The sequence below is a fragment of the Rhodocytophaga aerolata genome (assembly GCF_030503435.1).
Lineage (GTDB): Bacteria > Bacteroidota > Bacteroidia > Cytophagales > 172606-1 > Rhodocytophaga > Rhodocytophaga aerolata.
The window spans coordinates 111,158-136,788 of sequence record NZ_JAUKPO010000020.1 but is presented as its reverse complement, the minus strand read 5'-3'; the positions used below and the strand labels follow the sequence as shown (position 1 = coordinate 136,788).

Here is a 25,631-nt window from a genome sequence, read left to right as displayed (position 1 = left end):
AATTTATTTTCCTTAAGAGATCAGAAACCTATATCCGAAAAGGCTCTAGGCAAATGTTTAACAGATAATTGGTCTGTAGGTGATTTTCTGTATCATCTAAACGACCGAGTTTTCATGTGGCCAACATTAGATCGTCTTTGGAGACATTTTAATCGCTACGAGCAAGAAAATCCAATCATATTCCGCTTTTCAACCCATGAACTTCTTGATGCCAATCCTCATGTTAAATTTTGCCGACTAAATTCGGGTGCTACCCGGGCCAACTCCTATTTAGGAGGGAAACCTCCCGAACGAGGTAGTAACTCCTTCATGCCTGCTTTACTTTTCGAATTTGCAGTTAGAGAGGTGGCAGAAGTGACATTTGAAAATAAATGTGTTATAGATGGCCCGTTTTGGAAAAGTTCTCGTCCTGATGAAATATTTGTCCAAGTTAGTTAACTATGAGGGCAACTCCTCATAGTTAACTAACTTGGGTTGTAATAGTTTACCGGAGGATAGCACTTCTAATTTTAACTATTATTGGGTGCAACTAACCTTCTTTCTCCTCACTAATTTCACTCTTTATTTTCAATTTCAATTGTCCAAGCTATAACTGAAATCCTCTCTTTTATTTTATTTAAACTATTATAGACAGCTTTGTCATCAGGTAAAGTACCATAAACTAGGTTACTAAATGTGCCATTATAAGCTGATTTTAAATCATTCCAAATACTTTCAAGTTCTCTAAACATAATGGCTTGTATTGGATGGTATTTGAGCCATTGATTATTATTTTTAAAACTTACTATATCATCATTGGCAACTTTTAATAACATTTCATCAAATGCAGGTGAGTTGAAAAAATCTAAAAACTCTGCTTGCTGCAATAACTGGTGTAAATCATATGTATGCCTAATCTTTTTCTTCAAATCCTCAATTGGGCTCTCCCCATAAGAAAATCGCACTAAACTCATTATCTTTTCACACAGTGTTCGTGTAGGATCTAAAACACGTACTTCAAATGGCATCAGTTCATTTTCTTTAGTTATCGCAGGCTGTCCATTATTAAGCATCATACTACCAACAAATGAATTTATCTTTCTTGTGGTATAAGGCTCAAAGTATCCTAGCCAAGTAGCTTCTAACACTATGGCATCTCTTACTTGGCCGTAATTCCCTTGAAATTCTTTGTTGTAGGAATGTGCTGTTTTGCGGTTCATTCCCATTTTATGTGTGAGACCTTCAATAGTTACTTCGGGCAATACTGTACTAACCACATCACTAATTTTTTTGATTTTTGCATTAAGTTTATTATTTGATTCTCCTTCACGTCTGAATACCACCAAATCGATATCTTCGGAGAATCGCTCTATCATATTGAAGCATTTAGATAGTGCTGTACCACCTTTGAAAACTGTATCATTGCCAATTTCATTATTGAAAATAGTGTTCAAAGCAAAAGTTACCCAATAATCTTTCTCTATATATATTTCAGGAATATTTAATTGCTGTGCTGTAAACTGCACAGCCTGCCTAAAAAGTGTTTTATTTAAGTGTAGCCTCATACAATATTCCATTTCTCAGTGGTGGTTAATACTTTACTTGCACCAGCCAATTTATATTTAGTAATGGGATTTAACGTTTTATACAATGAACTAGTAAGCGAAGCTCCTTGCAGCTCATCTAACAAGGCCCCTAAAAGAGCTCTAGTAGCCGGCGGATACTTTAGTGCCAAACGAACTATACTACTCTTATCCTTATCCGGTATATTTTTAAGGATGGCTAATAACCGAATGCATGAAGATCCTACATTGCTATCTGGTATTTTTTTTATGTATCGAATAGCATCAAGTAGTTGTAGCAGGGGAATATTCTCTTTAGTAATGATATTTTTTTGTTTAATAAATGAAATCATGTAGCGTTCTCGCCTAAAACTAGGCCGAACTTCGTTTTTTCCTATTTGAATAGCATTACTTACCTGGGTGGTTAAACCAAGTTGATTATAAATACTATAACCTGTAAGATAACCTATTATTTTTCCGTCATCTTCTAGTAGATCTTTTACAACCTGGGTTTGGTTGGGTTGAAGTTTACCAAATGGAGTGTTTTCAGGTTTGTAATATTTACCTTTAGACAACTTAGCTATTTTGCCCGATTCCACCATACGATTAAGAGCTTTTATCACGGCTTCTCTTTTATTCACCTCCTGATTAAAATCGGAATAGGTGAATACATAACCTTTTGGAAACCTATCAATTGTAATCGATATATAATCAGATACTTTCATTGCTATATGATAATTGCAAAGGTAAACAATTTGTCCAGTTTTTTATAAAAAAAACTGGACATTTGCACATGTGCTACATTACCACTAACTTTACAGTACTGTAAAGTTAGTGGTAATGGATGAAATTCTACCGCTGAGCAAGGGATGCTGAGATTACTCTTTTGCGAACTTATACTTTCTCTAAATTTTTAAACTTTCCAACATAAGTACTGCGCTGAGAAGCTTTTAAATCCCATAAAATTAACTTTACCTCTGCCAAATATGCCATTATGATTTATAGAGTTTGCTTATACTGAATCAGCTCCTCTTTAAGCATGTATGCTTTGGTAGAGTGTTTTGCAATTAGGAAGTCCAAAATGAAAATAAAATCATTCAAAAGCGTCTTGTTACCTTTGATGGTAGCGCCATAATTATAGAATGCCTTTTGAATGAACTTCTCTGCCTCTTCTACCGATACTTCATTCGCTTTTTGCGAGGTTAACATGCTCGCCACCCAGGATAAGGAATCCGGCATAAAATTGCGAAACGCTATCCCTGATAAGAATTTGATGCTTTCATTGATCCGGTTGAATCCATATTTTAGAATAAAGTCTTTGTAATATAGATTCTTTCCATCGAGTACGTGCCATTTATCTGAATTTCCATTCCATTTAATACCCATTAAGAATAAAGGCATTAAGTAGCTTTTACTTTGTGTAATCATCCATTGCTTAAGGATTTCCCACAAAGCCCAAAAGTTACTCACTGAAGCATTCCCATTAACCGCCCGGATATGCTCTTGAATTAATTCAAATATAAAAGTGTTGAACTCGTCTGTTTGCGGCTTCTCTTCATTAGGTAACGTATGTATCAGTAATGCAGTGAAATATTTTGCAGCTAAATCCTGAGGCTGAGTTAACAAAAAGCGTGGATAAAAGAATGTAAACGTGCGTCTACTGTTATGGAAGTCGTTTTTACGTCGTTGATCCCGGTCACCTAAAAAATATAGATGTTGTTGCAGCAGCAGTTCAGTGAACTCATGGTGCCGAGGAAGGTTTGTATTGTAAGGGATGATACGCAATGCATCATTCAGCAGCCAGTGGGTTTCTTTCTGAAGAGCAGGCGCGATGGTTCTAGGCGGTTGGATAGTGCCTGAAACAACAGACTGAACCAGTGGCTCCAGCCAATCGGATTCAGTCTCCTGCTTCATCTTATGAAATGAATCGTCGAAATCATAATCATATTCATATTTTCTATTCTCTTGCCGTTTGGCACTTTCTGCGCTTTTTTTGTCTACATATGCTAAAATTCCATGCCAGCAATCTCTTAAAAAGTCCGGCTGACTTTTTGAAAGATATTGTGTCATGCCTGCTTCCAGATGAATCTTTAATGGTTCTTCGTTTTGTGAGACCAGCACACGGAAAATGGCTTCCTTTGACTTTGCTACAACTTCCTCAGTTGGATTGGCAGCAAAAATGCAGGAAAGCCCCATCATCGCCTGCTTTTCATCCATTGCCATAGAACCAATACCCATCCAGTCTTTCGGCTGAAGTATTTTTTCTGCGTATTCCAGCAGTACCTGCTGGCACCATTCCACTTCCGCTGAAGTCAGCCGGTCTGAAAAATCCCTTAGGCCAATGGCTGCCATGGCTCCAGGTGAAGTCATCAGCCGAATTTTATCCTGCCCCTGCTGGATATATTTATAACCGGTTTTCCAGGCTTCGTAGTTGTTGTTAGGAACCTCTTCATAGTTAAATATTTTCATTGCCCAGACTGTATTGATCTCAGTAAATGAATTATCCTCACTAGAAGACATCATTTCTTGCACGGTACTGTCATAACCTGGCACAAGCTGAACCAAATTCTCATAGCCAGGCTGCTCGATTGGCTTAAAACTATATTTACGGGCATCCATGTCGAATAAAAACTTCCGCCAGATATCATTCCCTTCCGGCATTTGCTCCCACATGGCATCAACCTGTTGGAAAAGCAGCTCATTAAAGGTTCGATGATAGAACATATAGTCGGCTACAAATCCAACCAATCCCTGATAGTACTTCCGGCGGTGTATCCGCTTGTCTTCTAACACTCTTTCCTGCTTATTGAAGGGATCGTCGTTGTAATGATCCATGGATAGCATCTCTGAAGTCGCTCTGCTAGCGTCCCATATAAAGAAATCACGAATTCCCAAAAGTGATACTGATGTTTCATCAAGCAGGTCTGGATGTGCTTGGATTAAGCTGGATACAATACCCAAAAGCGCAATATGGTTTGTTTCTTTGATCATCCTGGTCAGATACTGCTGAACCCTCGGATAATTGGCTTTACTTGCATCTGCCAGATCGAGTAATCCTTTTTCCAGCGCCATCAGTAAGGAAGTAATCAAATGGTTTCTAGAATTGGTGCCCCTATACATGACCCAATATTCGTAACAAGCGTAATATTGCCCAGTTGTTCCGTCAATGAATGTAATGGCGATAGTTTTAACTTCGCTAGAACGGTGAGAACGTATCTGATAATTTCTCTCAAAGGCAGTATTAAGGAACGGAATTAAAAAGTCCAAGCCAGCGGCTGGGTGGTGCAGGAACATCCAATAGAAAAAGCTTTGGTAACCGCTTGGGAAGTCGTAATCATACTTCAGTTTTTCATCAAGCCCAAAATATTCAATGTTGGGTTCTTTCTGAATTCTTGACATCAGGCTATCGGGGCTTCTCACTTTTTCTTTTTGCTTCCATTCTTCCGTAGCGATACTGGCCACCTTCTCTGGGAAGTATTTGCAGATTTGATCAGACATCACACCGTCAATGGCGTAATGCCGAATATTATTTAATAAGTCCTTATCTTTCCAGCGCAGGTGCTCTTCAGTTATGTTTTGGGCTGCATGCACCATCTCTTTGATGATCTCCGGCGCAGCGGCAGTCAATTTAAAAAGGATTGCCGCATATTTCTTTAATATAGAATCGTCCTGTCTTCCATGATGATACCCGCTGATTTTATCCTGATACCTTTCAATAAAATTAGCGAGTAAAAAGGCTGCATCAGAGGCAGCAACAGGTAATGTTGCAGGGTTGAACTCTGGTAATTGTTTGCTCCAGGACTCAATTAAATGAAGAATAGTGAATTCAAATGATTTAAAGGAGTATATAAGTTCAAGATTTTTCCTTATAAATTTTATTAGGTAGTCCCAGCCTGAACCCACTGGTGACAGGTGATCAAAATCATTGTGTTTATGATCCAGTGTTTTGCAGCCTGTTTCCAGCAGGTTGATTACATGTAGGAGCATCTTGCCCTGATCGGCCAATAACTGAGGTGTAAGCGTATCAAAGAGGATTCCAGCATGATCCGAACGCAAAGTTGCGATCAGCAGTATATCTTTCCAACTTTGATCAATTTCGGAATCGAGCAGTATTGTATGCACAAATTCAGCCGATGCTTGTGGCTCATTCTTGTAATATTCATCTAGCCATAAACGGAATGCCCTGTTACCCGCGGGGGTATTTTCCAACGAAATGATGAAGTTCTGGGGACTTTCTGCATCCTGCATTCTTTGCTTAATGTCACGTACTAGCGCCCAATCTTCCAGGATATCATGCGAAGGGCTGTACCGGTTGGCCAGCTCACCTTTTTCCTGTTGAAGCATGTTATCCCTGACTAGCACCTGAAGGATTAGAGGAGGCTCTGCTGAAGTGGTAAAAAGGGACATTTCCCGCGCTCGTTTCAGGCATACAGCAGAAAATGTTTTACCACGCTCACCATTTCCTGCTTCCACAATCAGTTGCCACATTAGTCGTTTAAATTCTATTTCATCCAGCTTGTCAACAGAGAGCAGTTCAGGTAGTATCCTGACGGCTTTATCAAGGTAATAAGGGGTCCGCAGTAAATAGTGGATTTTCGGATTAGTCAGCAAAGGTCCGATTTCCGGTATAGCGTCCCTAATTTTATTGATTTCTTGCTCATTGAATTCCTGGAGGCGATAATAAATGTTACCTGCTGGCAGTTCAAACCTATAATTGATCTTAAATTTTTGAAGAGAATAATCACGGATGGTTACTAGCATCATCAGGTGCGGGCGTGTTTTTACATAGGTAAGCAGCGTCCTGAAGGCCCCATCTAATCCTGATTCGATCAGTTTTTCAAAACTCTCAATCCAGATAAGAATACTGTTACCTGCAAGAGGACTGGACAGAATACGTTCTAAATCGGCAATGTAGCCGGCATTTTGAAGTGCTTCAGGCAGTGTTTTATAGTACAACTGCTCAGGGGTAAAAGTAATAACAGTGGTGCCCGGCTGATCTTTTAAGGTTTTAACCAATGATTTTGCCAATGCCGATTTGCCAACCCCTGGCTTTCCGTGAATCACAGCCATCCCCGACGAACTTAGCAACTGATTTAACACGCTAGTGTCCCGGGGAATGTTAACTGTACCTATGGTATCATTAGTGCGGCTATTGATTTCTTCCCGGTTGCTTTCCATTTGCTTAAAAGTATCCAGTACTATCTGGTCTGTTTCCAGTTTAGTCGTGCTAAGCAATGTAAATCTGCTTGCATCTATGAGCTGGTTATAGGCCAACACTTTGGTTGCTGTGAATATATTTCCGTCTTCATAGGAATGAATGATTCCGGCTAGGTAGACATTGCCACGCAACTCTGCGAAGGCACCTGAGCCTGATAAACCTTCTACATTATCTAGTGCGCGCTGGAAATAGGTATCAAGTATGGATTCAGACTTCAGCAGGAATAGATTAGGATTGTCTTTCTGATCTTCTACATATGTTAAGGGAAAAGGCCTGTCAGCCTCTTGATCGTTGAAGCTGGCAAACCCACGTGCGTTGTAGGAGATTATACCTGGATTGGTATCTATAATTTGATAGTGGAATTCTGTTCCATTCAGTTCCAATATCCGCTGCTTGGGAAGGATGATCAGGGCAAGGTCCTCCGCATCTGCTGAAACGACTACAATGTCAGATTCGGTAAGCCTGCAGGTATGATATGTTTTATTAACAGGATTAAATATCTTAGTTAGTATGACCTGATCTTTAACAAAAGCTTTATCAAAGTTTTTCCCTGTTAAGCAATGCTTTGCGGTAAAGACATAGATATACTCTAGTTCCGGGCCCGGGAAAAATAACATTGCGGTACCAGGTTCATTACATTCAATTCTAATTGTTGCAAGCTGAGGTATATTTTCATTCATAGCGTACTTTCCTCAATAGGTAAAAATTTAAGGCTGATATGGTTGTTTCCGGGTTCTGGATATTTGCAGCAAAACCGATGTTTGGCGAAAGCTTCCTCATCGACAGAGAAAAGATTGGCCAGTGCATCAGTTTTAGCCGGGAAGATGAACTCCAGTTGATCCGCATGCCGTTCTTTCTGCCTCAAGACACGTACCAATGTTTCTTTATCAGGGTGTCGGTTGGTAATACCGTTCCCAGTAATCACATAGTTGGCTGACTTTACTAGGTTCAGCAGATCGGTACAAGTATTGGCTTTACTGCCATGATGGGCCAACTGCATAACACTGACTTTTAAGGGTGATTCTGGACTAATATAGAGTCGTTTTAACGAATCAATGATTACCGAGGGGTGGCTGTCTGCAAGAAGTAAAGCCAGATGGCCTTTGTATTCTAGCAGGCAGGCGATTGAACTACCATTCCATGGATCAGCATCTTCAGTAAATTCATTTCGGTGCAATTCTTCAATTGTTTTTTTATGATCAGCCTGTTCCTGCTTTCTACCAAGTTTGCCTGAGTGTTCCTTTGCCTGCCACTTCTCTTGGGCAATCTTCAGCTTATCTACTGTAGGAGAAAGAATCGTGATTTTCAAGCCCCAGAGGTCAGTGGTAAGTAAATCAGTAGTAATGGCCTCTTTAACCAACAGGTCAATGCTTTGAAGATAAGCCCTCAATGAAACTCCCTGACTTACCCCCACTTTTCCGTTTCCTTCTTTAACAGTCAATGGGGAATGGTTGAACCAGAATTGTTTCACAGTCTTTCTTTTGTCTGTGATTTTTTTGTCCTGAATAAATCCCTGTACCGCGCCTATATGATCAATATCGATATGAGTGATAATCCATAGGTCAATAATTTCTTTCTCAGGAAGACTTCTTAGCAATAGACCAAAAACATCTTTATAGGTTCTCCCATAGCCGCCGTCAATAAGTATGTTATGCCATTTACTATCATTGCCTAAAAACCGTATCAGGATAGCATCTCCGCCACCGACATCAAAAAAGGAAAGGGTAAGTTCGTAATCTTTGGAAAACATATTTTGTTCTTTTAATGCTATTGTTGCTATCATTAATTATACCTTCTTTTAGAAAATGTCACGCTGTCACAGTATAGTAGTCTTGATGTATAATGGTGAAATACTGACTACTTCATTTTCTCTTATCATTAATAGATCTTTACCTATGGATTCCGATGTCTACAATTCAAAGAATTTCATTGAAAATATTCGTTTTTCATGCTTAATATTATTTTGGTTATCTATGATTTCCTACATATCTTTCCAATTTGATGAAGCATGAACGCTTGATATCGGTGAGCGCTCAAAACTTTTCTTCCATATAATTAATTAAGTGAAGAGCTACAAGTTTATTCATCCATTCTTTTGATTTAGCCAAAAAACATTAACAAATTAGAAGCCTAAATATATTTTTTCTGTGACTTACCCTGAATTTGAATCCCGCTGGAAACCTGCGGGCGGCGCAGAACGTGCTAACTATAGCTTATTTCTACAAGACCTTTGCGACCTATTAGGCGTGCCACGTCCCGACCCTACTACCGATGACCCCACCCAGGATGCCTACGTATTGGAAAGAGCTGTACAATTCAATGACGGAGCCAAAAAGAGTACCGGACGTATTGATCTCTACAAGCGTGGTTGCTTTGTGTTAGAAACTAAACAGGGGATTGATACACCTGACCAACAAAAGAAGCTGGAAAAAACTGAGTTGGGCTTAGCTGCTGCCACCCGTCGTAAAGGGCACGCCGTGCGCGGCTCTGCCAAGTGGGCTGAAATGATGCAGACTGCCCGCCAACAGGCACTAGGATACGTGCGCGCTCTACCTAACGACGAACTTCGCCCATTGTTTGTGTTAGTAGTTGATGTAGGTTACTGCCTCGATGTGTACAGCAACTTTGCTGGAATTGGGGATTCATTCCTGCCTTTTCCCGATCAAACCAGGTTTCGGCTTCCTCTTTCGTCTCTGGCTGATGAGAAAACACGAACTATGCTCCGTCAAATATTTCTTGATCCAAAAGAGCTAGATCCTAGCAGACGCGCCGCTCGCGTAACACGGGAGCTGGCTGCCCGACTAGCTAAGCTATCGGAACAACTAGAACGCGTCGGCCATACACCTGAAGTAGTGTCACAATTTCTGATGCGCTGTTTATTTACCATGTTTTCGGAAGATGTAGGACTGATTCCTAAAACCTCTTTTACTGGAATGCTCACTCAGTATGGTACACAGGAACTGTTAGAGTTCTTGCCTGATGCCCTAACAAACCTTTGGCGTACGATGGATACTGGCGGCTTTTCTTCAGACCTCAAAGCTCGCTTACGTCGTTTTAATGGTAAACTATTTCATGATGCAACGGCTCTACCTCTTACTACTGATCAAGCCCAGCTTCTATTACAATCAGCCAAAGCAGATTGGACAGAAGTAGAACCGGCCATCTTTGGAACACTTCTTGAACGTGCCCTTAACGCTAAAGAACGTCACAGCTTAGGCGCGCACTACACACCACGCCGCTATGTGGAACGCCTAGTGCTCCCTACGGTGCTAGAACCACTTCGCCGGGAATGGGCAGCTGCTCAAGCTGCCGCTGCTCGTCGCCTTGAGGAAGATCAGCCTAAGGCCGCCCGTGCCGAGCTAGTGCGTTTCCTAAATCGCCTTACATCTATCAAAATACTTGACCCTGCCTGCGGTTCCGGCAACTTCTTGTACGTAACACTGGAGCACTTGAAACGGTTGGAAGGGGAGGTGCTAACTGCTATCAACAGCTACGGCCATACTGGCCTGCTAGAGCTTGGCGGGGGTACTACTGTAAGTCCCCACCAATTGCTTGGTTTAGAGCTCAATCCTCGCGCTGCAGCGATTGCTGATGTGGTATTGCGTATTGGCTATCTGCAGTGGCACCTGCGTACCTATGGCCCTTCTGAACTTAGGGAACCCCTCTTAGATGAATTTCAAAATATCCGTCAACAAGATGCAGTATTAACCTATGAGGAAGGTTTTATAAATGCAAAGCCCACGGAATGGCCCAAGGTTGACTTCATCATTGGAAATCCACCTTTTATTGGCGACAAACGCATGCGTGATGCTCTAGGAACTGTATACGTTGATGTGTTACGCAAAACATATAAAGGGCAAGTACCAGAATCGGCAGATTTTGTCATGTACTGGTGGAATAAAGCTGCTGAAAACGTGCGACAAAATCTTACTGAGCGATTTGGTTTTATTACCACCAACTCTATTTCAATGGCTTTTAATCGTCGGGTTATTCAACGTCATCTAGAAGCAGAATCCAATCCTCTTTCTTTATCTTTCACCATCCCTGACCATCCTTGGGTGGATAGTGCTGATGGAGCTGCTGTGAGAGTTGCCTTTACAGTGGGTGAACTTGGCCAATCAGTTGGCAAGCTACTTACAATCATAAATGAAAAGAGTGTGGAAGGGGATGAAGCAGTAGAGATTGAAACTGGTGAATTAACTGGTAAAATCAATTCTGACTTAACCATAGGTGCTGATCTTGACTCGGCTAATATACTACAGGCTAATAAGGATTTAGCTAATAATGGCATGGGACTTTTCAGTACAGGCTTTCTAATAGAAGAAAATCAACTTTCAGAATTAGGTTTTGGAAAGCGTAATAATTTGCAAGCATTCATAAAGCCTTATTTTAGTGGGCAGGATATGGTGCAGAAGATGCGTAACTTATGGGTAATTGATTTGTTTGGTTTGACTTCACTTCAAGTACTTGAGCTTTATCCTGAGGTATATCAACATGTTTTTACAAAAGTAAAGCCTGCAAGAGACTTAAATAATCGTCCTTCACGACGTGAAAATTGGTGGCTTTTCGGGGAAACAAATCCCAAGTTGAGAAAGATGGTAGCTGAGCTGAAAAGATATATAGTAACTCCTGCAACTGCCAAGCACCGTATCTTTCAGTTTGTAAAGGAAGGAATTTTGCCTGATGATTCATTAGTAGCTGTGGCTTCTGATGATGCCTATATTATGGGTGTTTTATCAAGCAAGATACATGTAGTATGGGCTCTGTCAGCTGGCGCAGACTTAGGAGGTAATACCCCTCGCTATCGAAAAGTTCGTTGTTTTGACCCATTTCCTTTCCCCGCAGCTACAGCAGAAATACAAGCTCATATCCGTGAGCTAGCTGAGCATCTCGACGCCCATCGCAAGCGTCAGCAAGCCCAATACCCCAGCCTTACCCTGACTGACCTCTACAATGTGGTAGAGAAGTTACTCGCCGGCCAGATTCTCACAGCTAAAGAGCAAACCATCAATCAACAAGGCCTAGCCTCCGTTGTGCTAAGTCTACACCAACAGTTAGACGAGGCTGTCGCCACTGCCTACGGCTGGCCTTCAGGTCTTCCCGATACTGAAATCCTGATGCGCTTGGTTCAACTCAACCATGAACGTGCACGCGAAGAACATGTTGGTCAAGTTCGGTACCTGCGTCCTTCTTATCAAGTATCAGGTCAACAGCAGTCCACAATAGCCCTAACTACTGAATCTCCAACAATCGTAGTTGTTAATACCGCTGATGCCTTAGAGCCCCAGCCTTGGCCTACTGAATTGGCTCAACAGATGCAGGCAGTACGTGATACCGTGCAGCAGGCTGGCATTCCGCTTACATCTGCCCAAGTGGCTGTCCGCTTCCTTCGAACTAATTCTAAGAAAGTACAGCCGCTTTTGGATACTCTGACTGCTCTCAGTCTACTAAGACGGACAGAGGAAAGTACATATACAGCATAACTAAGCTACTAGCTTTATATTCCTGATTTATGATTTACCAATTCTCTAGGGACAGTTATTTCATATTGCGGTAAATATACTCCATTAGGAACAACGCTTCGCTTTCCTTTACCCAAGTCTATGTTATCGTATTTTATATACTTAAACCAGGAGTGTCTTGCTTTTTCGGCCATAAAGAGAAATAGTCTTTTTACTTTAATAGAATTGCACTGTTCCAGGATAGCCTGAACTGTAGCTGGAGAAAGATTGTTCAGACCTTCCATGAAATCATAGCATTCTACCAAGCTTTGTTCCTTTGGTGCCAGGTAAAGGCATTCCATGAGTGCACGTATCGGTCCTGAAATATTTATACTAAAATTTCTGACTTCGAATGCTATTATGTTAAGATGCTGCGGTAGAAAATTAGATGGATGGTATTTCACCTTTTGTTCCCAGTGGTAATCTAAAAACCATTTCGGGAGTTTTTCATGGGCTTGGCCAAACAAGATAACTTCTTTCTTATTGAATTCGAGATAATGCAATTTTCCAAGCATTGCTAGCGCCGACTTTCCTCCGATATGAACTGACATATTAAGCTGTTGCTGCAAAGCAAATATGGCTCCTTCTATTTGCACTTTGTCACCCCTTCTTTTCATTGCGCCTGTACCGATGGGTTCCAGCCATTGGCTTTTCTTATACCTCTTTTGCAAGTCAAGACTATACCCCTTTTTACTAAGCCAAGAGCTTAAAAAAACGATTCCGTGAGGCTGAGACTGCATTAAATGGTTTATTTTAGATACATTTTCGGTACTCATAGTACCAAATTAAGCAAAATTTTAAACAGCCTACTGTAATTGGTTTAAATATTTGCACAGACAGGTACTAAAAGTACCTATTTGGAAAATAATATAAACTCTTTGATTATGGAGAGCACATGTATTTCAATAAGAAAGTGTAAAGCAGAACTGTTATTCATTGGCTTCCTTTTCGGCTTATATGAAAAACATCTGATAGAAAGCTACTCTTTGATTCTGTCAACAAGGTCGTTAAAGTGTGGAAACTTAGCACATTGCTCTAAAACTTGGAGCATCGTGTCTTTGAGTATAGAAAGGTTTTCCTGTTCGGTTTCTATATCTTCTACTTCTGATGCCTTAACCTCTGAAAACATTTCAAAAATATCTTCGTTTTCAGGTCTGAACGTCATAAGTCTGTTAAGCAGTTCTTCTTCTAACTGTCTTTCCGGCTGGCTATTATTCATAGTGTTAATATGTTTCATTTGGCTCACTCTTGCTCACAATTAGTAGTAGTTGGCTACATACGGCTTTTATAAGAAAAAAACTTATACCCTAGGAGTAACCAAGATAGCTAATTGGATTATAAAAGGACGGCTAACCAAAAATTTTGTTCTTAAAAAATAATACCCTCTGCTTTTTTTTCCTATAGTTTTTTTATGTTCCTTCAAAATTAAAGAATCATTTTAAAAAATATTTATAACAAAGTATCACAGTAAGGCTACTGAAAGTTAAAAATAAATGCTCATTTAATGGAATTTAGCTTTTATTGCCAATACTTTATATTATATAATAATAACTATCCTATCATTATTCATCAAAATTTAATTTAACTATTCTTTTAGAGAAACGTTTTATTTTTAATATTGGCTATTAAATACATATTTTATAGCCATGCGTTATATCATAGGAGCCTCTATCAACATCAACTATATACTGATGTATTTGTATTTTTTGATGCCTTACCCTGGCTAAAATTTTTTTGTAGATAGCTTTATTATGTTCAAGCTCATACTATTTAGTATACAAATGAATGGTACCTATACATGAAGAAAACCTGTTAATTAAAACGATGAACCCATACAGTGAGGTAGTAACTCGGATACGAGAAAGAAGAATAGAGTTAAAACTTACTCAACAACAAGTAGCCGACAGAGTAGGCGTAACGCAAGAGTTCTACAATCAAATTGAACGTGGCAAAACCAAAACAATTGATTCTTTATTACTATATAAAATATCGTTAGCCCTTAATACCACTTTGAAAACATTTTTTAATCAAGTTGACATGGCAGAGTTGGATATAAAAGTCTCTGCCAAAGATGTTAAGGGTTTTTCAAAAAGTCTAATAGGGTACGTGTACCTGGAGAAAAGAAAAGAAGCCAGTGAGCAAAAGATTCCAGAATACATGGTAAATCAATTAACGGCAGAAGATACTTTAGAAATAGCCGTTAACATGGCTAAAAGGATTCAATTAGATGAACGTATAGAGAAAGGACCCAAATCAAATCAAACTGAGAGTGCAACTAACAAATGAGTAAAAAAGTAGCGATTTATGCCTGGTGTCCTGTAGACAGAGTGAGGGCAGAAAGAGAAGCTTTACTTATGATGTCCTATATAGAGGCAAATGGGTATGAGTTGATAGAAACGTATATGGACCAGGAAAAACCTTTACGAAATAAGTTTACCAAAGAACAGGAACGGATTATAGCCGATTGTCAAAGTGGTAGAATAGAATTTATTTTAGTCTATTCATTTAAAAGATTCACTCCTTCCACTTCCATGATCATCTTTAAAAAGATGTTGTTAATGGATTCCATAGGAATAGATTTTAAAATTTTCAAATGCCCGTTGATGGATAGTACAGTGAGTGAAGAACATAAAAAGCATCTAATTCAATTCCTGCAAGCCATGGTAAACAATGATCAGCTCATTTTCCAGTCCCGTATGCTTAGTCCCAGGTTAATCGGTAAAAAACTAGGAAGGCCGGCCATACCCCTGGAAGTAAAAGAAAGGCTTGTGGAGCTATTGGCAGAGAAGAGGTCTAAACAAGAAATAGCCCAGCTACTCAACATCAAACTCTCTACAGTTAAGAAGTATGCTCAACTGCTAAAAGAGCAAACAGGCAATAATAATACCACTACTTTACTGTAATAATAGAATATATGCCTAAAGCCAAATGTATGAACCTACACTATAATATAATGTATACCTTATATAATAGGCGTACATATATATATTATATATATTATATATATAGTAGCAAGAACACCTGATCGTATGGCAAAAGTGAAAAAGGCGATAGAGTAAGAGCAACCCAAGGACCCATGCAACTAGTGCTGACACTTTACACCGGTTACCCATCCCAAGGCACCAGGCCTCTACCATGTAGATTCTACCCGTTGGATAAATACTTATCATTGTGCTAAGTTTGACCGTAAGAATGAGTAAGTAATTTTCTTATGGCAACAACGTATCAAGTAGGCATACCTGCTCAATTACCAGGTGAACAGTATTCGGGATGGGTGCAGGTGAAATTAACTAAACTCTCTTCAAAAGAAATTAACATGAAGACTGGACCACACCTGGCCAGGTTTGACTTTGTAAGCCAGTGTTGGATGCTTCGCTATTTCCGGGGAGGTAGAAAAGCGCTCTACATAGGGGAAGTGGAAGGATGGAAGGTGGCACCTAAAAACAAACCCAGGCCAAAACCGACTTTACCTAATTAACCTTTGTAGTAGTAGCTAGTGTCAAAAAGCCATACCTTTCTGAGACTAGCAAAGCTGCTCATTGGCCAGTTGGCAAAGCTCCCAAAAATATGTGTCAAAAAATGGTATCAGAAATTATTTTATTCCTACATTTATGAGACTAACTTTTTGACACATTATGAACAAAATTTTTGGATATGCCAGAGTATCTACAGTTGATCAGAAACTCGACACCCAACTAGACACCTTAACCAAGTATGGCTGTCACCAGATTTTCCAAGACAAGATTTCTGGTACCACTTCCTCCCGGCCGGCTTTGGATGATATGCTCTCCAGACTTCGGGAGGGAGATACAGTTGTAGTAGCCAGGTTAAACCGGTTAGGCCGATCCTTGGTACATATCATTACTTTAGTATCAGAGCTGGCCAGTAAAGGAATCCATTTTAAAGCACTCGATCTGGGAATAGATACCTCCACACCTGCCGGTAAGATGATATTGTCCGTGTTTGCCTCACTTGCCGAATATGAAAGGGAAACTATCTTAGAAAAGACCAAAGCCGGTCAGAAATTAGCTATCCAGCAAGGTAAGCATGTTGGCAGGCCAAAAGGTTTTAATCAAGAAATGTTTGCCAAAGTAAAAACGGCTACAGAAAGAGGTATGTCAATTTCAGAGATTGTTAAACTTACCGGTATCTCCAGAGCCAGTGTGACCAGGTACCGCAGGCTGATGGGTCCAAAAATGAGCACAGCCATTAAACAAGCAATGGCGCTAAACTAACTTTTTAAATATTTTACACTATTTATATATGACTGACTTAATAATTAAGCTTGATGATAAGGACCAAGCACAGGCCACTAAAATGGCTGAACGGGTGAAAAAGGTGCTTGCCGCAGAATTTGGTATTACTGTAGAAATTACTACTAAAAAGACAAAAACCGGTATAGTCAAGCAAGTAACTATTAAAAAGGCTTCACCCTTAGACAAAATGACCAAGGGCAAAAATCTAGCTGGAAGAATCAAACAAGGACTTGATGAAGTAAAGCTTATGCAAGAGGGCAAACTTCAAAGACGTTCAGCTATGGACCTGGTAAAAGAATTAAAAAATAGTAAATAATGCCCGTAGAAGTACTAGTTACTCCTGGATTTGTAAAAGATGCCAAGTCTTTTGCCAAAAAATATAATTCATTCGCTGATGATCTTGAACAGCTAGTAGTGGACCTGCAAGCTAATCCGACAATGGGAAAAAGCCTGGGCGCCAACTTGTATAAAGTCCGGTTAGGCCTGGAAAGTAAATGAGGGGGGAAAAGTGGAGGCTTACGGGTAATTACCTACCATGTGCACCAGGAAGGTAGTCTATTAATCGTTAATCTGCTCACAGTCTATGATAAATCTGAGGAGGCGACAATCAAAAAAGAGGTACTGGAAGCAATGATAAAAATACGGTTCCTAAGCCAGAGAAAGCTAAGGAATAGTCTAAGGTACCCAAAAAGAAAAAGTAATCAACCAAAGAACCTTTGAAGGCCTTACCTAATTTTCATACCATCAACTGTCCTTAGCCAAATTTAATTTGCCTCTATATTTGTAAGTCTTTTCAGGCCATACAAGTACAACGAATCTATAACACTTTAAATAAATAATATGGATAGCTACAAATTCACTGTTACCGAAGATAGATTTGGTTCTAAGAGCTCTTACACGGTACTTATTAAAATTTTAGGTGAAATATATGGTAAACCTCATAATCAGGAAATAGGATTTATGTATAGAGAAACAGATACCTTTCCTAAGGAATACTATTTTAATACATCAAATAAGAATCTACTTAATGCCATAACAATGTCCTATAAAGTGGAGCAAACAAACTATCCAGCTAATTTTATTAATAGTAATGATTTTCACTACCTAGGTAATGCTGATTTCTTTCCACCTAAACTTCAATAACACCTATGCTAGATAAAAATTACTTTTCGGCAAATTATAGCTGATCTACTATAGGGCTAGAATGGGCTGAATGCGCAAATCCTAAAGATTGCTATGGATGAGCAACTGAAACGCCCGGTTACCACTACTTTCTATGATTCAAGCTTTTCCCTATACCTAAAATGAAAACAATAATTTTAGTAATGCTACGAAATGAATTTGATAACTTCATTTAAACTTTTAACACATGAATATAGATCTACTTGAACTTCCAACTAAAGAGCTTTTAGATAAAATAGGAGCAGGTAATCATAAACCTGGTTCTGGAAGTGCTGCTGCCCTTAATGGAATACTCTGTTGTAAACTCTTACTTACAGTTATTGAGCTTACTTTAGATCCCAAAAGGGCGAAAATCTACGCACAATGCTCAGTAGAATTTAATCAAATAAAATCTAAAATTAAAGAAACAATTGGTCCAAGACTGGAAGAACTGTTTAAAGAAGATGCTATCCAATTTGATAAAGCAATACAAAAAAGAATAGAAAGGGACAAAGTACTCAATCAACAAAAAAAGAACCAACTCCAAGAAGAGGCACTTCGTGAATTAAAAAAATCAACAGAATTACCGATTGAAATTGCTAAGCTTTGTATTGAACTGGCTAATTATGCGGTAGTTGTTTTCGATAAAGGATTTCAGTCGGCAAGAGGAGATTCAGGTGTAGCTTTAAGCAGTTCTCTTTCAGGGTTGACAGGATGTTTAGCAATAATCAGTTTAAATCTTCAATCATTTCCTAAAAGCTTATGGACTGATAAAATTAAAATCCAAAAAAATGAGCTTAGAAAGGAATACGAAAGATTAACTTCTGAAAATGTCAAACTAATGAACATTCTGGATACGGAGGCAGATACTAAAAATGAATTTCTGGCTGAATTTGTTGAAATTAGGAAGATGTTTTTTGGAAAGAGAAATTTAAAGGATTCTGACATTGAAAAATTAGCTAGAAGAATTCAAAACGCTCTTTGGAAATATCAAGATGTAATTTGGCCCAAAAATCCTCCTAGCAATGAACTGAGCATTTTAAAGCCTGAAAAAGTAATTGAGCTTCTCAAATATGCATTTCATAAGGTTGATACTTTAGGTGTAAATGATTCTAATGAAGAAATAGCGGGAATTATCAACAATCAAGATGCTACAATTCAAATTTCGACTATGTATGCACCAGAAGTGGTCAATTTTACAACGGCCCATGAATTAGGACATGCATTGTTACATAACCAAATTAAATTACATAGGGATATACCGTTGGATGGTTCAGAAAATTTAAAGAATCGTTCAATGGTTGAAAGAGAGGCTGATAAATTTGCAGCTTATTTCCTAATGCCAGGCAAGACAGTCACTCAACTATTTCACATTTTTTTCCAAACTGAACAACTCCAGATAAATGAAATAACATCGTATATGTTGGCAAATTGTTCACCCTTGGAGCTTAGTAAAAGAATTAAAAATCAACGCGACTTTTCTAGGCTCATAGCTAAATGCGAATTTTATAATCTTAAACCATTTACCTCCTTATCAAAGATTTTTAATGTGTCAATTGAAGCTATGGCGATAAGACTTGAGGAATTAAATTTAATTCGATTTTAAGAAATGACTGGCTAGCAGGCGAACAGTTTTCGGATTGGCTACAAGTCACACTCACAAACTCTCTTCCAAAGAAATTAACATGAAGACCGGACCGCACCTGGCCAGATTTGACTTTGTAAACCAGTGTTGGATGCTTCGCTATTTTCGGGGAGGTAGAAAAGCGCTCTATACCGGTGAAGTGGAAGGATGAAAGAGAGCACCTAAGAAGAAACTCAAGCCCAAGGTAGTTTCATCTCCTACTTGTAGCTAAAAATAGCCAAAAGTGTATCAATTTAAAGTTGGCAAAAAAAGCAGCAGTTATTTGAGCAGATACGGCATTTTTTTTCTCTCACTTACGTATCAGTCTAGAGATTAGATAAAAGCCTTAAATTGCTTGGTGGAGAATACGTGGATTTGGTTCTGATTCACTGGCCTGTAAAAGGATATGTGCAAGAAACCTGGCAAGTAATGGAAGATTACGTAAACAAAGGATTAATCAAATCTATTGGTTTAAGCAACTTCAATCCACATCATATTGATGAGCTGCTAACATATGCCAAATTAAAACCGGTGTTAAATCAAATCGAAAATCATCCCAACCTTTCACAATGGAGAAATCCGGATATACTCTTACCAAGGGTATTGCGGTTGAAGGTTGGTCGCCATTGGCCACCGGGACTATTCTTGACAATGAAATACTAATAGGTCTCTCCAAAAAATATAGGAAAAGTGTTGCTCAAATTATCTTAAGATGGGATATTCAAAGAGACTTGATCACCATTCCCCGTTCAAGGAAAAAAGCCCACATGGCTGAAAATATTGACATTTTCAATTTTGAATTATCACCGGCTGATATGTCCATCATCCATGGAATCAACAAGAATCAGCGTGTAAATCCCAAAAACGACCCTGATAACTTTCCCTGGTAATACTATCCTGGAATCAACGAACAATGAGTGGGATAATAACCTGACTATACAGGTGAACGCTGTTTATACCAAAATTTAATATATATAATGAAAAGACCTTATATCATGTTTCACATGGTGTCCTCTATAAATGGGAAAATTTTAACTGAAAACTGGAGGCATACCAACGCTTGGAAATCACTAGCCCCTTGTTTCGAAGGTATTTATGAATCTTTTGGTGCAGATGGTTGGATATGTGGAAGGGTAACTTTGGAAAAAGATTTTTCTAATGAAAGTCCGGAGTTGACTGAGCCCGATACCGCAATTAACAGGGAAACCTTCATCGGAAACGAAAAAGCAACTTCTTTGGCCATCGCCATTGATACAAAAGGTAAATTAGGATGGAAAGACAATGAAATACAAGGCGATCACATAATAGAAGTACTTTCTGAAAATGTGTCTGATGCCTATTTGTATTACCTGCAAAAAAAGAATATCTCTTACCTGTTTGCAGGCAAGGAAAATATAGATTTCGAATATGCCCTTGAAGTGCTTGCCAATTCATTTCAAATAAAAACCTTATTACTCGAAGGGGGAGGCTATTTAAACGGTTCCATGTTAAATACAGGGTTAATTGATGAATTTAGCTTATTACTCGCTCCTATTGCAGATGCTCTTCCTGGCCCTACAACTTTTGAATTAGGCAATTATCCAAAAGCAAATTCTGTATGGGATTTAAAGCTGACAAGCACTCAAACCTTGGAAGGTGGGACATTATGGCTTCGATACAAGCGAAATTGATATTCATGAGGTTAATTCAGATCTACACTTCAATAGTCATGAGCATTTTATATTATAGCTAACCCATTACGAACCATTAGCAAAAAATCTATAAAGTATCATTATTAAACTACAAACCTGGAATAGAGAAACTAAGTAATTTCAAACTAGTGAATTGATGAAGATAGAAGAAGCGGATGACATTCACATAATCTCCCTTCCGTGAAGATGGAAAAACATAAGGCACACCCACATGGATTTGGATAGTAGTTGTTTGTAGTGATTTATAAGTAAGAGCATACAATTCGGTTCACTTTAGATGGTGCAAATCAGCCATCGGGCAAAAAGCCCAACGTATTCAAGCTGCCCGAATGACAATAGAGGTAACATTTGATCCCCTGTAGGGAAAATCAATAATGCTATTGACAAAGCTTATACGAAAAAGTTTAGCAGTAGCCAATGTCGTCTATAATGCGACCGGAGTCAGGATTCGCGATTACCCTATCACACTGGACAAGCTGATAGATAAACTTAATATAAACGGATAAGCTAAGTGACAATGAGCATAGGTTAAAACTTGTAAGCTAATTGTATACTAACTGAACATAGTGATATTACTTTTCGTTGAATCTGAAAACTATACATATAGATATCGGATAGAATGTATTTAAAATGGTCCATTTAACAGACCGGATTACTTTTGATTTTTTATACTCCATTCTTTGTTATGAATCAAGCTATTATAACCAGAAAACTTGAACTAGCTGTCATTGGGCAATCAGCAGAAAAAAACCAAGCATGGGCATTCCTTCGGCAGTTAGACCGAGAAGTATTCCGGGCAGCCAATCAGATCATTTCGGACCAGTGGTTTTATTCAACCTTCGAAAACAAACTTGTTAAGTCCGATGCTCTGAAAATAGCCACTATGGAGACCCTTATCGAGCAGGAAATAAAAGTGTTAAAAGAAGCCGGAGAAGATAATAAGAAAAGGAAGGAAATTGAAAAAAACATTGAACAGGCAAAGAAAAAAAGGAATGAACTCTTAAAGCAGGCAAGGGTAGAAGCAAGAGAGGAATTAAAAAAGTTTTTTGAAGTAAGCCGCAGCCAGCTTTCCTACCGCATGATCGCAGAGCAGTATAAACATTGGGGAAGCCATGTATATGGTGCACTAATAGCCAAAGTGAATGCAGATTTTTTAAATGATTATGTAAGTGTTGTGCAAGGCAAGCGCAGTATAAGAAATTATAAGAAAGGTATACCAATACCAGTTAGGGCAAGTAGCCTTCGATTTGAGAAAGATGCAGAGAATTTATACATTAACTGGATAAAAAATATTAAGTTCATTACTGTTTTTGGCCGGGACCGTTCATCCAGAAATACTGAGTTAGACCGCCTCTTGTCTGGTGAATATGACTATGGAGATTCATCTTTGCAGATAAAGGGTAGAAAGATTTTTTTGCTACTAAGTCTAAAACTCCCACAAAAGGACACATACTTAGATCCTAATAAATCCCTTCATGTACAGGCAGGTATCCAGGTGCCTGTAATGTGCCGGGTTAGTGGTAGTGAAGATCATAAATTGATAGGACAGGCCGATGAAATTTTACGTAAGCGCATGCAGTTTCAGACCAGAAATCGAAATCTGCAGAGAGCCTTGAAGGATACAGTAGGGGGACATGGAAGGGGGAAAAAACTACAAGCATTAGATCAGATTAAGGAAGCAGAGCGCAACTGGATACGCACTTACAACCATGTGCTTTCAAAAAATGTGATTGCTATGTGCCTCAAATATAATTGTGGAACCATTTTATTAGAAGATATAAAAGAACTACCCAAGGATGAAGAGGAAAAGAAGTTTTATGCCCGTAATTGGGCAGGATTTGAATTAAAAACCATGATATTACAGAAAGCTAAAGTTGAAAATATAGTAGTACAGCTAATTCAAAGTGACAAGGAAAAGAATGATGGATTAATTCATGAAGTAGAGCCTTGACATATAGTATAAATATAAATAGTAAGAATATACTCTTACTTCTACGATTGTTCAGGGCGGTTCCACGTCCTTAGTGTGAGGATAAATTATCACTCACAAACTCACTTTTATTACAAATGCCTTTAATAAGCATTTTTGGGATACAACCTGTAGTAAAGTGGGATTGGAATTGGCTCCTGGAACCGGATATCTCGTCCACAAGCCATATTACATGTAGCGGGGTAGGATTGGAATCTATTGCCTGCTGATAAGCTAAAATGAGTTGCCTCAAAGATTCTTTTGAGAATGCCTAGGTAAGAGTTTAGAAAGCCGGAAGTAGTTTATTATGGATTAATAGGTAACTAATATGAAAAAACTTTATTTTCTGATTTTACTTTTTGGATGTATTACAGGCTCGATTCATGCACAACAGTCCTTGTTTGGAGGATCTCAAGTTACCTCACCCCAGATTCATGATGACAATACTGTGACTTTCTGAATAGTAGCTCCAAATGCCAAAGAAGTAAAGCTATCAGGGGATTGGATGCCATTTGAGGGCTCTAAGCGTGCCACAGAAATTATGACTAAAGGGGATAGTGGTCTATGGTCTTACACTACAAAAGTTTTACCATCAGATCTATACACTTATTCATTCCTAGTAGATGGATTGAAAACCATTGACCCCAACAATGCCTATGTTATACGGGATGTGGCATCTGTCACAAGTACATTTGTATCAAAAAGTGAAAAAGCAAATTATTTTAGGATAAACAATGTACCCCATTGGAACAGTGGCTCGCAGGTGGTATAAATAATCTGTAAAAATATATTCAATAACTTTATTGAATAATTGAATTATTATATTATCTTTTTTCCATCATTCCACTTAAGAATCATGGAAAAAAGAGAATTCAAAGAAAAAGTATATTCCGAGTTAGCTAGTCTTACTAAAGCATTAGCCCATCCTTTCCGCCTGCAAATCATTGATCTGCTCGCTCAAGGTAGCCGGAGCGTCGAAGAAATTGCTGCTCAGGTGGATATAAGTATTGCCAATGCTTCTCAACATTTACAGGTAATGAAAGGGGCCAATCTTGTTAGCATACAGAAGGAAGGGCATTATGTGCATTACCGCTTGGCAGATGAGCGGGTATATACCGTCTGGCAATCCTTGCGTGAATTAGGCATTGATCGCTTAGCTCAAATCGAGCGTACCTTAAAGGATTTCCGTGAGGAGAAAAACTCTTTTCAATCCCTCTCCATTGATCAGTTACTAGAGAAGATATCCGAGGAAGGGGTAGTTATTCTAGATGTAAGACCGGAAAAAGAATTTAAAGCTGGCCACATCCCACAAGCTTTATCCGTGCCCATGGAAAAGCTGGCCCAAAAGATTGCCGATCTTCCTGCAGGCAAAGAAGTGGTGGTTTATTGTCGCGGACCTTTCTGCGTATTTGCTGATGAAGCCGTTGGGCTCCTTACCGGGCAAGGCATTCGGGCTATCCGCCTGGAGGAAGGCTTTCCTGACTGGAAAAGCCGAAACCTTCCCTTTCAAACCATTTCTTAAAACCGCCTATTCCTTTGTAAAACCATATTTTATGGAAACAACTCCAACCCTTGATGTAACTACTTTAAGAAATTGGCTGGAAAATGGAAAGCCCGTCACCATTCTTGATGTACGCCCGCTTGCCGAGCGGCAGGAATGGGCTATTCCAGGCAGCATTCATGTGGATGTGTATGATAAGCTGAAGGCTGGCGACGAGCACGCGTTAGACAATGTGAATGTAGCTCAACATGTTCCTGTAGTCACTGTTTGTGCCGCTGGGCGCATGAGCCTGAAAGCGGCCGGGCAATTGCAGGCAAAAGGACTAGAAGTGTATTCCCTAGAGGGTGGCATGAAAGCCTGGAGCCTTGCCTGGAATACGGCAATAGTGCCTACGTCTCTGCCCCAAGTGTCCATCCTGCAAATCAGAAGGACTGGAAAAGGCTGTCTGTCCTATATGGTTGCTTCCGAAGGGGAAGCACTAGTCATTGACGCTTCCCTGGATGAAAAAGTGTATCTTGATTTAGCCATGATGCATGGATGGCAGATTACCTATGTACTTGATACACATTTACATGCTGATCATTTGTCCCGCTCTCGTGTATTAGCCCTGCAAACCGGGGCTAAGCTGCTACTGCCAGAGAGTGATAAGTTTCAATTTAGCTATGAGCCAGTTACTTCCCAAACAACGTTACCTCTAGGTAAAACACTACTCAAAGCCATTCCTACACCGGGTCATACCCTGGAAAGCTTTTCTTACCTGGTAGGGGAAAGCGTCTTATTTTCCGGAGATACCCTTTTTGTGGATGGTATTGGTAGGCCAGACTTGAAAGCGAGTGCGGATGAAATCCGGCAAAAAGCTACCCTTTTACATCGATCCCTCCATACCTTACTTGCTCTGCCAGAATCCCTGCAGGTCTTGCCCGGGCATACTTCTAAACCCGTGGCATTTGATGAAGAACCGATTGTAACCACCATCGGTGAACTAGCAGCTAAGCTTTCCTGGGTAAAGGTATCTGAAGAAGCGTTTGCCCAAACCCTACTTGCTAAAATACCGGCTACTCCTCCTAATTATCTCACCATAAGTGAGCTCAACAGAGGGGGTGACTTCTCGGGCATAGAGCCGATGGAAGTAGAAGCGGGAGCCAATCGTTGCGCTATTTCTTAACAAC

General features: G+C 39.4%; 22 protein-coding genes. 16 read left to right on the top strand and 6 right to left on the bottom strand.

The window, feature by feature from the left end; translation table 11 throughout:
- Window positions 1-438 (top strand): DUF7002 family protein (locus Q0590_RS25420; protein WP_302040445.1); only part of this gene is annotated, 438 nt, incomplete at its 5' end.
- A gap of 116 nt (window positions 439-554) precedes the next feature.
- Here the strand turns inward: Q0590_RS25420 and Q0590_RS25415 are convergent.
- From Q0590_RS25415 to Q0590_RS25400, 4 genes are all read right to left on the bottom strand, one after another.
- Complete coding sequence (locus Q0590_RS25415; protein ID WP_302040444.1) at window positions 555-1,556, bottom strand: nucleotidyl transferase AbiEii/AbiGii toxin family protein; 1,002 nt, start codon at window positions 1,554-1,556, stop codon at window positions 555-557.
- Complete coding sequence (locus Q0590_RS25410) at window positions 1,541-2,266, bottom strand: DUF6088 family protein (protein WP_302040443.1); 726 nt, start codon at window positions 2,264-2,266, stop codon at window positions 1,541-1,543. Before Q0590_RS25410 ends, Q0590_RS25415 begins: the two co-directional genes overlap by 16 nt.
- Window positions 2,267-2,540: 274 nt before the next feature.
- Window positions 2,541-7,439: an NACHT domain-containing protein gene (locus Q0590_RS25405; RefSeq protein WP_302040442.1), complete on the bottom strand. Its 4,899-nt coding sequence runs from the start codon at window positions 7,437-7,439 to the stop codon at window positions 2,541-2,543.
- Window positions 7,436-8,542, bottom strand: coding sequence for an MBL fold metallo-hydrolase (locus tag Q0590_RS25400; RefSeq protein ID WP_302040441.1), 1,107 nt, complete (start codon window positions 8,540-8,542; stop codon window positions 7,436-7,438). Before Q0590_RS25400 ends, Q0590_RS25405 begins: the two co-directional genes overlap by 4 nt.
- A gap of 364 nt (window positions 8,543-8,906) precedes the next feature.
- Between Q0590_RS25400 and Q0590_RS25395 the strand changes: the two genes are divergently transcribed.
- Complete coding sequence (locus Q0590_RS25395) at window positions 8,907-12,242, top strand: class I SAM-dependent DNA methyltransferase (RefSeq protein ID WP_366970512.1); 3,336 nt, start codon at window positions 8,907-8,909, stop codon at window positions 12,240-12,242.
- A 14-nt stretch (window positions 12,243-12,256) separates the two neighbouring features.
- On the opposite strand, the gene Q0590_RS25390 is transcribed toward Q0590_RS25395, so the two are convergent.
- Both Q0590_RS25390 and Q0590_RS25385 read right to left on the bottom strand, forming a co-directional pair.
- Window positions 12,257-13,036: a type IV toxin-antitoxin system AbiEi family antitoxin gene (locus Q0590_RS25390; protein WP_302040439.1), complete on the bottom strand. Its 780-nt coding sequence runs from the start codon at window positions 13,034-13,036 to the stop codon at window positions 12,257-12,259.
- A gap of 203 nt (window positions 13,037-13,239) precedes the next feature.
- Window positions 13,240-13,479, bottom strand: a complete 240-nt coding sequence (locus Q0590_RS25385) for a hypothetical protein (protein ID WP_302040438.1) — start codon at window positions 13,477-13,479, stop codon at window positions 13,240-13,242.
- 566 nt (window positions 13,480-14,045) lie between these two features.
- Between Q0590_RS25385 and Q0590_RS25380 the strand changes: the two genes are divergently transcribed.
- The 14 genes from Q0590_RS25380 (at window position 14,046) to Q0590_RS25320 (ending at window position 25,627) form a co-directional block, all read left to right on the top strand.
- On the top strand, window positions 14,046-14,546 hold the full coding sequence (locus Q0590_RS25380; protein WP_302040437.1) for a helix-turn-helix domain-containing protein: 501 nt from the start codon (window positions 14,046-14,048) through the stop codon (window positions 14,544-14,546).
- A complete protein-coding gene (locus tag Q0590_RS25375) occupies window positions 14,543-15,163 on the top strand; it encodes a serine integrase family protein (protein WP_302040436.1) in 621 nt (206 codons plus the stop codon). Before Q0590_RS25380 ends, Q0590_RS25375 begins: the two co-directional genes overlap by 4 nt.
- A 308-nt stretch (window positions 15,164-15,471) precedes the next feature.
- Window positions 15,472-15,738 carry a hypothetical protein gene (locus Q0590_RS25370; RefSeq protein ID WP_302040435.1) on the top strand — a complete coding sequence of 89 codons (267 nt, stop codon included), beginning with the start codon at window positions 15,472-15,474 and terminating at the stop codon, window positions 15,736-15,738.
- Window positions 15,739-15,895: 157 nt separating this feature from the next.
- Window positions 15,896-16,495 (top strand): recombinase family protein, encoded by a 600-nt coding sequence (locus Q0590_RS25365; RefSeq protein WP_302040434.1) that lies wholly within the window; start codon window positions 15,896-15,898, stop codon window positions 16,493-16,495.
- Between the two features lie 28 nt (window positions 16,496-16,523).
- Window positions 16,524-16,832: a hypothetical protein gene (locus Q0590_RS25360; protein ID WP_302040433.1), complete on the top strand. Its 309-nt coding sequence runs from the start codon at window positions 16,524-16,526 to the stop codon at window positions 16,830-16,832.
- A complete protein-coding gene (locus Q0590_RS25355; protein WP_302040432.1) occupies window positions 16,832-17,014 on the top strand; it encodes a hypothetical protein in 183 nt (60 codons plus the stop codon). The genes Q0590_RS25360 and Q0590_RS25355 overlap by 1 nt, the downstream gene beginning before the upstream one ends.
- Before the next feature lie 342 nt (window positions 17,015-17,356).
- Window positions 17,357-17,659 (top strand): hypothetical protein, encoded by a 303-nt coding sequence (locus Q0590_RS25350; RefSeq protein WP_302040431.1) that lies wholly within the window; start codon window positions 17,357-17,359, stop codon window positions 17,657-17,659.
- A 226-nt stretch (window positions 17,660-17,885) separates the two neighbouring features.
- Window positions 17,886-19,283, top strand: a complete 1,398-nt coding sequence (locus Q0590_RS25345) for a cyclodeaminase/cyclohydrolase family protein (RefSeq protein ID WP_302040430.1) — start codon at window positions 17,886-17,888, stop codon at window positions 19,281-19,283.
- 387 nt (window positions 19,284-19,670) lie between these two features.
- A complete protein-coding gene (locus Q0590_RS37605) occupies window positions 19,671-19,964 on the top strand; it encodes an aldo/keto reductase (protein WP_366970514.1) in 294 nt (97 codons plus the stop codon).
- A complete protein-coding gene (locus tag Q0590_RS25340) occupies window positions 19,871-20,191 on the top strand; it encodes an aldo/keto reductase (protein ID WP_302040429.1) in 321 nt (106 codons plus the stop codon). The genes Q0590_RS37605 and Q0590_RS25340 overlap by 94 nt, the downstream gene beginning before the upstream one ends.
- Window positions 20,192-20,278: 87 nt before the next feature.
- Window positions 20,279-20,971, top strand: coding sequence for a RibD family protein (locus Q0590_RS25335; RefSeq protein WP_302040428.1), 693 nt, complete (start codon window positions 20,279-20,281; stop codon window positions 20,969-20,971).
- A gap of 706 nt (window positions 20,972-21,677) precedes the next feature.
- Window positions 21,678-22,943 (top strand): hypothetical protein, encoded by a 1,266-nt coding sequence (locus tag Q0590_RS25330; RefSeq protein WP_302040427.1) that lies wholly within the window; start codon window positions 21,678-21,680, stop codon window positions 22,941-22,943.
- An 874-nt stretch (window positions 22,944-23,817) separates the two neighbouring features.
- Entirely contained in the window at window positions 23,818-24,483 is a 666-nt protein-coding gene (locus Q0590_RS25325; protein ID WP_302040426.1) for an ArsR/SmtB family transcription factor, read from the top strand.
- Window positions 24,484-24,514: 31 nt separating this feature from the next.
- A complete protein-coding gene (locus tag Q0590_RS25320) occupies window positions 24,515-25,627 on the top strand; it encodes an MBL fold metallo-hydrolase (protein ID WP_302040425.1) in 1,113 nt (370 codons plus the stop codon).
- The last annotated feature ends 4 nt before the right edge of the window (window positions 25,628-25,631 follow it).

Coding starts and splice junctions, on each gene's coding strand:
- Q0590_RS25370 (WP_302040435.1), top strand. CDS start 15,472: ATGGCAACAACGTATCAAGTAGGCATACCTGCTCAATTACCAGGTGAA.
- Q0590_RS25380 (WP_302040437.1), top strand. CDS start 14,046: ATGGTACCTATACATGAAGAAAACCTGTTAATTAAAACGATGAACCCA.
- Q0590_RS25365 (WP_302040434.1), top strand. CDS start 15,896: ATGAACAAAATTTTTGGATATGCCAGAGTATCTACAGTTGATCAGAAA.
- Q0590_RS25355 (WP_302040432.1), top strand. CDS start 16,832: ATGCCCGTAGAAGTACTAGTTACTCCTGGATTTGTAAAAGATGCCAAG.
- Q0590_RS25405 (WP_302040442.1), bottom strand. CDS start 7,439: ATGAATGAAAATATACCTCAGCTTGCAACAATTAGAATTGAATGTAAT.
- Q0590_RS25340 (WP_302040429.1), top strand. CDS start 19,871: ATGGAGAAATCCGGATATACTCTTACCAAGGGTATTGCGGTTGAAGGT.
- Q0590_RS25325 (WP_302040426.1), top strand. CDS start 23,818: ATGGAAAAAAGAGAATTCAAAGAAAAAGTATATTCCGAGTTAGCTAGT.
- Q0590_RS25415 (WP_302040444.1), bottom strand. CDS start 1,556: ATGGAATATTGTATGAGGCTACACTTAAATAAAACACTTTTTAGGCAG.
- Q0590_RS25390 (WP_302040439.1), bottom strand. CDS start 13,036: ATGAGTACCGAAAATGTATCTAAAATAAACCATTTAATGCAGTCTCAG.
- Q0590_RS25400 (WP_302040441.1), bottom strand. CDS start 8,542: ATGATAGCAACAATAGCATTAAAAGAACAAAATATGTTTTCCAAAGAT.
- Q0590_RS25335 (WP_302040428.1), top strand. CDS start 20,279: ATGAAAAGACCTTATATCATGTTTCACATGGTGTCCTCTATAAATGGG.
- Q0590_RS25410 (WP_302040443.1), bottom strand. CDS start 2,266: ATGAAAGTATCTGATTATATATCGATTACAATTGATAGGTTTCCAAAA.
- Q0590_RS25345 (WP_302040430.1), top strand. CDS start 17,886: ATGAATATAGATCTACTTGAACTTCCAACTAAAGAGCTTTTAGATAAA.
- Q0590_RS25330 (WP_302040427.1), top strand. CDS start 21,678: ATGAATCAAGCTATTATAACCAGAAAACTTGAACTAGCTGTCATTGGG.
- Q0590_RS25360 (WP_302040433.1), top strand. CDS start 16,524: ATGACTGACTTAATAATTAAGCTTGATGATAAGGACCAAGCACAGGCC.
- Q0590_RS25320 (WP_302040425.1), top strand. CDS start 24,515: ATGGAAACAACTCCAACCCTTGATGTAACTACTTTAAGAAATTGGCTG.
- Q0590_RS25375 (WP_302040436.1), top strand. CDS start 14,543: ATGAGTAAAAAAGTAGCGATTTATGCCTGGTGTCCTGTAGACAGAGTG.
- Q0590_RS25350 (WP_302040431.1), top strand. CDS start 17,357: ATGGATAGCTACAAATTCACTGTTACCGAAGATAGATTTGGTTCTAAG.
- Q0590_RS25385 (WP_302040438.1), bottom strand. CDS start 13,479: ATGAATAATAGCCAGCCGGAAAGACAGTTAGAAGAAGAACTGCTTAAC.